Annotated in this window: 1 protein-coding gene; it reads left to right on the plus strand. The window is 51.6% G+C overall.

Going from position 1 to position 382, the window contains the following annotated elements; genetic code table 11:
- Positions 1–175 precede the first annotated feature (175 nt).
- A partial coding sequence (locus tag C2M35_RS15400) for a hypothetical protein (RefSeq protein ID WP_158678008.1) occupies positions 176–382 on the plus strand: 207 nt, incomplete at its 3' end.

Consider the following 382-nt stretch of genomic DNA (forward strand, 5'->3'; position numbering starts at 1 on the left):
AGAACGGCGCTCATTGAATTCTGATTTTGATTCTTTCGAATCGAATTGACTGTGCTGAAACAAGTAAACTTGTTTCCGTTGGTCACTCAGCTCAATTGAGACTCTAAATTTGTTTGCGTCATCTAGCGAACTAGAATCTGCTGTTAGAACTCAACCTGTACGAGTGCCCACACAGATGATTAGTGCCACCGTCGACAGCATCACCATCAGTGATGGTGTGACGACGATCACGGTACCGAGTTCGGCGATCAGCACGGATAGCAACGGCAACGTGACCGTCGTTGGGCAAGACCTGTCAAGCCTCGCCGACGGCGAACTGACCGTCACCATGACAGTGACCGACGCTGCCGGGAACACAGGCACGGTCACCGATACCACCACC

Origin of the sequence: Pseudoalteromonas sp. T1lg76 (assembly GCF_002964725.1) — a bacterium.
In the GTDB taxonomy this organism is placed as follows: domain Bacteria; phylum Pseudomonadota; class Gammaproteobacteria; order Enterobacterales; family Alteromonadaceae; genus Pseudoalteromonas.